This is a genomic window from Bradyrhizobium manausense, from assembly GCF_001440035.1.
Lineage (GTDB): Bacteria > Pseudomonadota > Alphaproteobacteria > Rhizobiales > Xanthobacteraceae > Bradyrhizobium > Bradyrhizobium manausense.
The window spans coordinates 107,488-114,406 of sequence record NZ_LJYG01000004.1; the positions used below are offsets into that span (position 1 = coordinate 107,488).

Below are 6,919 nucleotides of genomic sequence, written 5' to 3' on the forward strand. Positions count from 1 at the left end.
TGTCCCGGATTTCGCTTCGCTCCATCCGGGCTACGAGACCGACCTACTTCCCCGGCACCGACCTCGCGCCTTCACCGAGATCCCGCTGCATCATCACCGTATCCAGCCAGCGGCCGAATTTCAGGCCGACATTGGGATGCGTGCCGATCATCTTGAAGCCGCCTCTGGTGTGCACGCCGATCGAGCCGGCATTGGCGGAATCGCCGATCACGGCGATCATCTGGCGGAAGCCGCGCGCCTCGCATTCGCTGATCAGCCGCTGCAGCAGCATCGAGCCGATGCCGCGGCGGTGGAAGGCGGGATCGAGATAGATCGAGTTCTCGACCGTGAAGCGATAGGCCGGACGCGGCCGGTAGGCGCCGGCATAGGCGTAGCCGGCGACCCTGCCGTCGATCACAGCGACGAAATAGGGATAGCCGCCGTCGACCAGGACGCGATAGCGGCGCGTCATTTCGGCGAGGTCAGGCGGATCCAGCTCGAACGTCGCGGTGCCCTCGCGGACGGCCTGCTGGTAGATGGCGGTGATGGCGGGAAGGTCGGCCTCGATGGTGGGCCTGATTTCGGGTGCGGACATGGGGCGAAGATTAGAGCGTCCTCGCGACGGCTGGAAGGGGCAATGCTGTTTCCACATCGTCATTGCGAGCGCAGCGAAGCAATCCAGAAATGCATCCGCGGAGGGACTCTGGATTGCTTCGCTGCGCTCGCAATGACGGGGAGGCCGTCGGCCCCAAACAAAAACCCCGGCCTTTCGGCCGGGGTTCGTGTCCGTTCGCTCTGGTCTAGCGCTTAGTCGCGCTGGCCGAGCAGCTGCAGCAGCAGCGTGAACAGGTTGATGAAGTTCAAGTACAGCGACAGCGCGCCGGTGATGGCCGCACGTTCGGCGATGTCGCCGCCGGCCGACGCGTAGCCGTAGATGTACTCGTTCTTCAGCCGCTGGGTGTCCCAGGCGGTGAGGCCGGCGAACACCAGCACGCCGACGACCGAGACGATGAACTGCAGCGCCGAGCTAGCCAGGAACAGGTTCACCAGGCTCGCGATGATGATGCCGATCAGGCCCATGAACAGGAACGAGCCCATGCCGCTCATGTCACGCTTGGTGGTGTAGCCGTAGAGGCTCAGCGCGCCGAAGGTCGCCGCGGTGATGAAGAACACCCGCACGATCGAGTCATGCGTGTAGACCAGGAAGATGGTCGACAGCGAGACTCCCATCAGCGCCGAGAACACCCAGAACAGGATCTGGGCGGTCGAGGGGGCCAGACGGTTGATGCCCGCGGAGATCACGAACACCATGGCGAGCGGCGCCAGCATGAACAGATATTTCAGCGGGCTCACGAACATCGCGTAGCCGAACGGCGTCAGGAACAGCTTGCCGACGCGAACCGCTTCCGGGGTCGGAACATCGGTCACGGCGGCCATGTAGACACCGAGCGCGGCAAGGCCGGTGATGGCGAGGCCAATGCTCATGTAATTGTAGATGCGCAGCATGTAGGCGCGCAGTCCGGCGTCGACCGTCGCGGCGTCAACACGCCCGGCGGCCCTGCCGAAAGGAGAAGCGTAATTGCGGTCTAGGTCCGACATGGTCGAATTCCCGTTGGTTGGCCCGGCCCGGCACAGGGGTTGCCATGCCGCCGGTTCGTCAAATTCTATCTCGGATACCGATGCCTGCCGACATTAATTTTGGCTAACAATCGGGGCTCCGAACCCATCCGATATGTGGGAAACTAACACATTCACCGCAACGGTCCACGCGCGGCCGAATGTCGCCCTTGCGGTGCAATCCTGACGTGAGCCTGACAAGCAGACGTGGTTAACCGCGGGAATGGCGCGATTCCGCTCCCGCGCGGCCGGCCGCGACCTTTTATCACAAATTCCGCAACACCGTGGCGGGCTTTTTGTTCAACGCCAGCAGGGTCCCGGCGAGGCCGAGCCCGACGGTGACGACCAGGGCGGCGGCAACCACGGCGGCCGCGCTTGCACCCTGCCAGACGAAGGTCAGCGTCATCAGCCGCGTCACGATCATCCAGGCAGCTAAGCTGCCGGCGATCACGCCGAACATTGCGGTGGCAAGGCCGATCAGCAGATATTCGAGCGCATAGGCACCGAGCAGCCGCAGCCGCGTCGCGCCCAGGGTCTTCAGGATCACCGCATCATAGACGCGGTGGCGATGGCCGGCGGCGAGCGCGCCGCCCAGCACCAGGATCGCCGAGATCAGCGTCACGGCGCTGGCGCCGCGGATCGCGAGCGCCAGATTGGTCACGACCGCGCCGACCGTCTCCATGACCTCGCGTACGCGCACGCTCGTCACCATTGGGTAAGCATCCGCAACCTGCTTGATGATCTTGCCGTCGCCTGTTGCATCGCCCGAGGCTTGGGTCAGCGTCGCGATGTGGGTGTGCGGGGCGCCCTTGAAGGCGTTCGGCGAGAACACCAGCACGAAATTGATACCCAATCCCTGCCAGTCGATGTTGCGCAGATTGCTGATCTTCGCCGGGATGTCGCGGCCGAGCACGTTGACCACGATCTCGTCGCCGAGCTTGAGGCCGAGGCCATCGGCGATCTTCTTCTCCATCGAGACCAGCGGCGGGCCGGAATAATCGGCGCCCCACCATTCGCCCTCGACCACCTTGGAACCCTTCGGCAGCTCGCCGGTATAGGTCAGGCCGCGGTCGCTTTGCAGCACCCATTCGGAATCGGTCGTGGGCTTGAGGTCCTCGGCGCGGACCCCGCGGGCGGCGACGATGCGCCCGCGCAGCATCGGCACGTCCTCGACCTTCGCGCCAGGAGCGATCCGGCGCAGATAGTCGTCGAAGGGAACGGCCTGCGTGCTTGGAATATCGATGAAGTAGAACGACGGCGCGCGGTCGGGCAGCGCGGCCAGGAACTGCCGGCGCAGATTGCCGTCGATCTGGGTGATGGTGACGAGCACGGCGAGACCCAGCCCGAGCGACAGCACGACCGATGGCGTCAGCGCGCCCGGCCGGTGAATGTTGGCGATCGCCAGCCGCAGCATGGTGAAGCGCGTGCGCGGCAGTTTTCGCGCGATCGCCATCAGCAGGCCGGCGACGCCGCGCAAGACAGCGAAGACGACGACGGAGGAGATCACGAACACCGCGGCGATGCGCTTGTCGAAGGACAGGCCGATCACCACGGCAACCAGCAGCGCGATGACGACCCCCATGAACACGAGATAGCCCAGCCGTGGCCGGTGCCATTCGGCGGCGACGGTATCGCGGAACAGCGCCGCGACCGGCACGTCATGCACGCGCCCGAGCGGCCACAGGCCGAAGGCGAGCGCGGTGAGCAGGCCGTAGACGAAGGACAGCGCGAGCTCGCCCTCATGCACGGCCGGCACCACCGGCAGCGGCAGCAGCTTGCCGAACAGGCCGACGATGGCGAACGGCATCGCTGCTCCCAGCGCCAGCCCGATCACCGAGCCGATCGCGGCGAGCAAAACGACCTGCGCGAGGTAAATGCCGAACACGTCGCGGCCCGTGGCGCCGACGGCCTTGAACGCCGCGATCACCTCGAGCCGGCGATCGATATGGCTCTTCACCGCATTGGCGACGCCGACGCCGCCGACCAGCAGTGCGGCGAGGCCGACCAGGGTCAGGAATTGCGTGAAGCGGCTGATGTTGCGTTCGAGCTGCGGCGAGGCGTTGGAGCGGCTGCGCACCTCCCAGCCGGCCTCTGGCGCGGCGTTGCGCGCATCCGCGATGAAGCCGTCGGTGGCGCGGTCGCTGTTGGCGACATCCGGCAGCTTCACGCGGTAGACCCAGCGCACCAGGCTGCCGGGCTGGATCAGTCCGGTGGCACGCAAGGCGGCCTCGCTGATCAGGAAGCGCGGACCAAAGCCGATGCCGCCGGCAAGCTTGTCGGGCTCGGCCTCGACGGCGCTGCGGATCTGGAAGGTTGCGGATCCGATGGTGACGCGGTCGCCAATTTTGACAGAGAGCCGCGCCAGCAGCGCCGGGTCGGCGGCGGCGCCGAATGCGCCGTCCTTCTCCGCGAGCAGATCCGCCAGCGGCAGCTGCGGCGCCAGCGTCAGCTGCCCGAGCATCGGATAGGTGTCATCGACCGCCTTCATCTCGACCAGCGCCAGCTTGCCGTCGCCCGAGCGCGCCATGCCGCGCAAGGTCGAAGCCACGGAGACGGTGCCGCGCGAGCGCAGGAAGGCGACTTCCTCGGGCTTGGCCTCGCGCTGAAACAGCACGAACGAGACGTCGCCGCCGAGCAGCGTGCGCCCCTCGCGCGCGAGGCCGTCGCTCAGGCTCGCCGACACCGAGCCGACGCCTGATATCGCCATCACGCCGAGCGCGATGCAGGCGATGAAGACGTAGAAGCCGCGCAGGCCACCGCGCAATTCGCGCAAGGCATAGCGCAGCGACAGCGCAACGCCGTTCGGCTTCGCAAACGGTTGGGCGGCGACGCTCATGCGTTCGTCGTCTGCGTGTCGATGCGGCCCGAGCGCAGGCGGATCACGCGATCGCAGCGATGCGCCAGCGAGGAATCGTGCGTGACCAGCACCAAGGTCATGCCGCGCTCGGCATGCTTGGTGAAGAGCAGGTCGATGATCTGCTTGCCGGTCGCCTCGTCGAGATTGCCGGTCGGCTCGTCGGCGACGAGGATGGCGGGATCGGGCGCCAGCGCGCGCGCGAGCGCGACGCGCTGCTGTTCGCCGCCGGAGAGCTGCGTCGGATAATGATGCAGGCGGTCGCCGAGGCCGACCGATTGCAACTCCTTTGCCGCGCGCTTGCTGGCATCAGGATTGCCGGCGAGCTCGAGTGGCACCGCGACATTCTCCAGCGCCGTCATGGTCGGGATCAGATGGAAGGACTGGAAGACGATGCCGACCTGGCGGCCGCGGAAGCGGGCCAGCGCGTCCTCGTCGAGGGCATTGAAAGGCGTGCCACCCACCACCACCTCTCCGCTATCAGGACGCTCCAGCCCCGCCATCACCATCAGCAGCGTGGATTTGCCCGAGCCTGACGGGCCGATCAGGCCGATCGTCTCCCCCGAGCCGACGCGCAAGCTGATATCCTTGAGGATGTGAACGCGTGCGGCCCCCGACCCCAATGAGAGATTGACGTTGGAGATGGCGATGGTGTCCGGCGTGGTGCCGGCGAGCGACGAGGAAGCGATGCTGATGTCCATGGTCCGGTCATATGGCAAGTCCGATAGCGCGGTCGAGAGGCGTTACGGATTGTTCATGCACATAGCCGTGTTGATGCTCGCTTTGATGACGCTCCCGGGTCCCGCCTGGGCGGACGCGGCAAAGCCGATCAAGCTCGTCGTCCTCGGCGATTCCTTGAGCGCTGGTCTTGGCCTTTCGGCCCCGGATGCGTTTCCGGCCAAGCTGAAAAAAGCCTTGCAGACCAAGGGTATAGAGATCGACATGACCAATGCCGGCGTGTCGGGCGACACCGCGTCCGGCGGCCGCGACCGGCTCGACTGGTCGGTGCCTGAGGGAACCGAGGGCGTGATCGTCGAACTCGGCGCCAACGACGCCATGCGCGGCATCGACCCTGACTTGACGCGGGCGGCGCTCGCCGACATCGTTCAGCGTCTCAAGGCGCGCAAGATCGCCGTGATGTTGTGTGGGATGCTGGCGCCGCCGAATTTCGGCGCGGACTATGGCGCGCGCTTCAATTCGATTTATCCGGAACTGGCGAAACGGTTCGACGTGCCGCTCTATCCGTTCTTCCTCGACGGCGTCGCGGCCGACGCGAAACTCAACCAGGCCGACGGCATTCATCCGACCGCTGCAGGCGTCGACATCATCGTCGACAAGATGCTGCCCACCGTGGAGGCATTCGTGCGTACGATCGGCGAGCAACGCCGTTGAAAAGCAGGCAATGCTAACCCTAACACCCAGGGTTTTTCGGGTGTAGCCTTGGCAGCACTTCGCAGAGTCACACAACTGCGATAGGAATCAGGGTACCGGTGATTCGTCGCCGGCTCTAATTTGGATAGGGTCCTTGGCTCTGAGGACTGTACCCAAGCATCGGGAGTGCGAAACGATGCCGCGTTTGTTCACTGGTCTGGAAATTCCGGCCGAGATTGGCCAGTCGCTTTCCAATCTTAGAGGTGGCCTTCCCGGCGCCCGGTGGATCGATCCCGAAAATTATCACGTCACTCTGCGCTTCATCGGCGATATCGACGGCGCCTCCGCCAACGAGATCGCATCGATGTTGTTTCGCATCGATCGCAAGCCCTTCGAAGTGAAGGTGCAGGGCTTGCAGAGCTTCGGTGGCCGCAAGCCGCGCGCCGTGGTCGCCACCATCGCACCGAGCAAGCCGCTGATGGATCTGCGGGCCGAACTGGAACGGATGATGCAGCGGATCGGCCTCGATCCGGAAGGGCGCAAATTCATCCCTCATGTCACGCTGGCCCGGCTGCACGACGCCACCGACCGCGACGTCGCCGACTATCTCTCGATCCGCGGCTACTTCCCGAGCAAGGCCTTCATGGCCGAACGCTTCGTGCTGTTCTCCTCGCGCGCATCGACCGGCGGCGGCCCATATGTGGTCGAGGACGCCTACGAGCTATGTGCGTGAGGTCTATCTTCACCTCTCCCCGCTTGCGGGGAGAGGCCGGATCGCTCTTGCGATCCGGGTGAGGGGGTACAGGTCTCTCTACCATCTCACGTGTGGAGAGAGGCCCCTCAGCCCAACCCTCTCAGCGCGAGCGAAGCTCGTCGCGGCCCCGCAAGAGCGGGGCGAGGGAGAAGAATCCGCATAGCCCGTCCACCATTTCACGGCTTGCAATTTCCGCCGGTCTCTGGCGGTAAAGGGCGATGCTCTCCACCCCAAATTCCTCCTTCAGCGAAGCCTATCAGGCCCAGATCGCCTCCGGCGCGATCGAGGCCGATGCCGCGCAGGCCGAAGTCGCCGAAGCCTATACCGCGCTGGATCTGCGGCTC

At 65.3% G+C, this 6,919-nt stretch carries 6 protein-coding genes and 1 pseudogene; 3 read left to right on the top strand and 4 right to left on the bottom strand.

Going from position 1 to position 6,919, the window contains the following annotated elements; genetic code table 11:
- Nucleotides 1–43: 43 nt before the first annotated feature.
- The 4 genes from AOQ71_RS01110 to AOQ71_RS01125 all read right to left on the bottom strand — a co-directional run bounded on the left by AOQ71_RS01110 (nucleotide 44) and on the right by AOQ71_RS01125 (nucleotide 5,151).
- Nucleotides 44–574, bottom strand: coding sequence for a GNAT family N-acetyltransferase (locus AOQ71_RS01110; protein ID WP_057740726.1), 531 nt, complete (start codon nucleotides 572–574; stop codon nucleotides 44–46).
- Between the two features lie 212 nt (nucleotides 575–786).
- Nucleotides 787–1,578, bottom strand: coding sequence for a Bax inhibitor-1/YccA family protein (locus AOQ71_RS01115; RefSeq protein ID WP_057740728.1), 792 nt, complete (start codon nucleotides 1,576–1,578; stop codon nucleotides 787–789).
- A gap of 283 nt (nucleotides 1,579–1,861) precedes the next feature.
- Nucleotides 1,862–4,432 carry an ABC transporter permease gene (locus AOQ71_RS01120; protein ID WP_057740731.1) on the bottom strand — a complete coding sequence of 857 codons (2,571 nt, stop codon included), beginning with the start codon at nucleotides 4,430–4,432 and terminating at the stop codon, nucleotides 1,862–1,864.
- The gene (locus tag AOQ71_RS01125; protein ID WP_057740733.1) at nucleotides 4,429–5,151 is read right to left on the bottom strand and encodes an ABC transporter ATP-binding protein; all 723 of its coding nucleotides are present in this window, start codon (nucleotides 5,149–5,151) and stop codon (nucleotides 4,429–4,431) included. Before AOQ71_RS01125 ends, AOQ71_RS01120 begins: the two co-directional genes overlap by 4 nt.
- A 55-nt stretch (nucleotides 5,152–5,206) precedes the next feature.
- Between AOQ71_RS01125 and AOQ71_RS01130 the strand changes: the two genes are divergently transcribed.
- The 3 genes and pseudogenes from AOQ71_RS01130 to AOQ71_RS46890 form a co-directional block, all read left to right on the top strand.
- Entirely contained in the window at nucleotides 5,207–5,842 is a 636-nt protein-coding gene (locus AOQ71_RS01130; protein WP_057740861.1) for an arylesterase, read from the top strand.
- Nucleotides 5,843–6,017: 175 nt separating this feature from the next.
- Nucleotides 6,018–6,554 carry an RNA 2',3'-cyclic phosphodiesterase gene (thpR, locus tag AOQ71_RS01135; RefSeq protein ID WP_057740735.1) on the top strand — a complete coding sequence of 179 codons (537 nt, stop codon included), beginning with the start codon at nucleotides 6,018–6,020 and terminating at the stop codon, nucleotides 6,552–6,554.
- 239 nt (nucleotides 6,555–6,793) lie between these two features.
- Nucleotides 6,794–6,919: pseudogene (locus AOQ71_RS46890) on the top strand (cell division protein ZapE); the annotation flags it as partial.

What these genes read in the sequence shown, in the direction of transcription:
- AOQ71_RS01110 (WP_057740726.1), bottom strand. Translation starts at nt 574, where the DNA reads ATGTCCGCACCCGAAATCAGGCCCACCATCGAGGCCGACCTTCCCGCC.
- AOQ71_RS01115 (WP_057740728.1), bottom strand. Translation starts at nt 1,578, where the DNA reads ATGTCGGACCTAGACCGCAATTACGCTTCTCCTTTCGGCAGGGCCGCC.
- AOQ71_RS01120 (WP_057740731.1), bottom strand. Translation starts at nt 4,432, where the DNA reads ATGAGCGTCGCCGCCCAACCGTTTGCGAAGCCGAACGGCGTTGCGCTG.
- AOQ71_RS01125 (WP_057740733.1), bottom strand. Translation starts at nt 5,151, where the DNA reads ATGGACATCAGCATCGCTTCCTCGTCGCTCGCCGGCACCACGCCGGAC.
- AOQ71_RS01130 (WP_057740861.1), top strand. Translation starts at nt 5,207, where the DNA reads ATGCACATAGCCGTGTTGATGCTCGCTTTGATGACGCTCCCGGGTCCC.
- thpR (WP_057740735.1), top strand. Translation starts at nt 6,018, where the DNA reads ATGCCGCGTTTGTTCACTGGTCTGGAAATTCCGGCCGAGATTGGCCAG.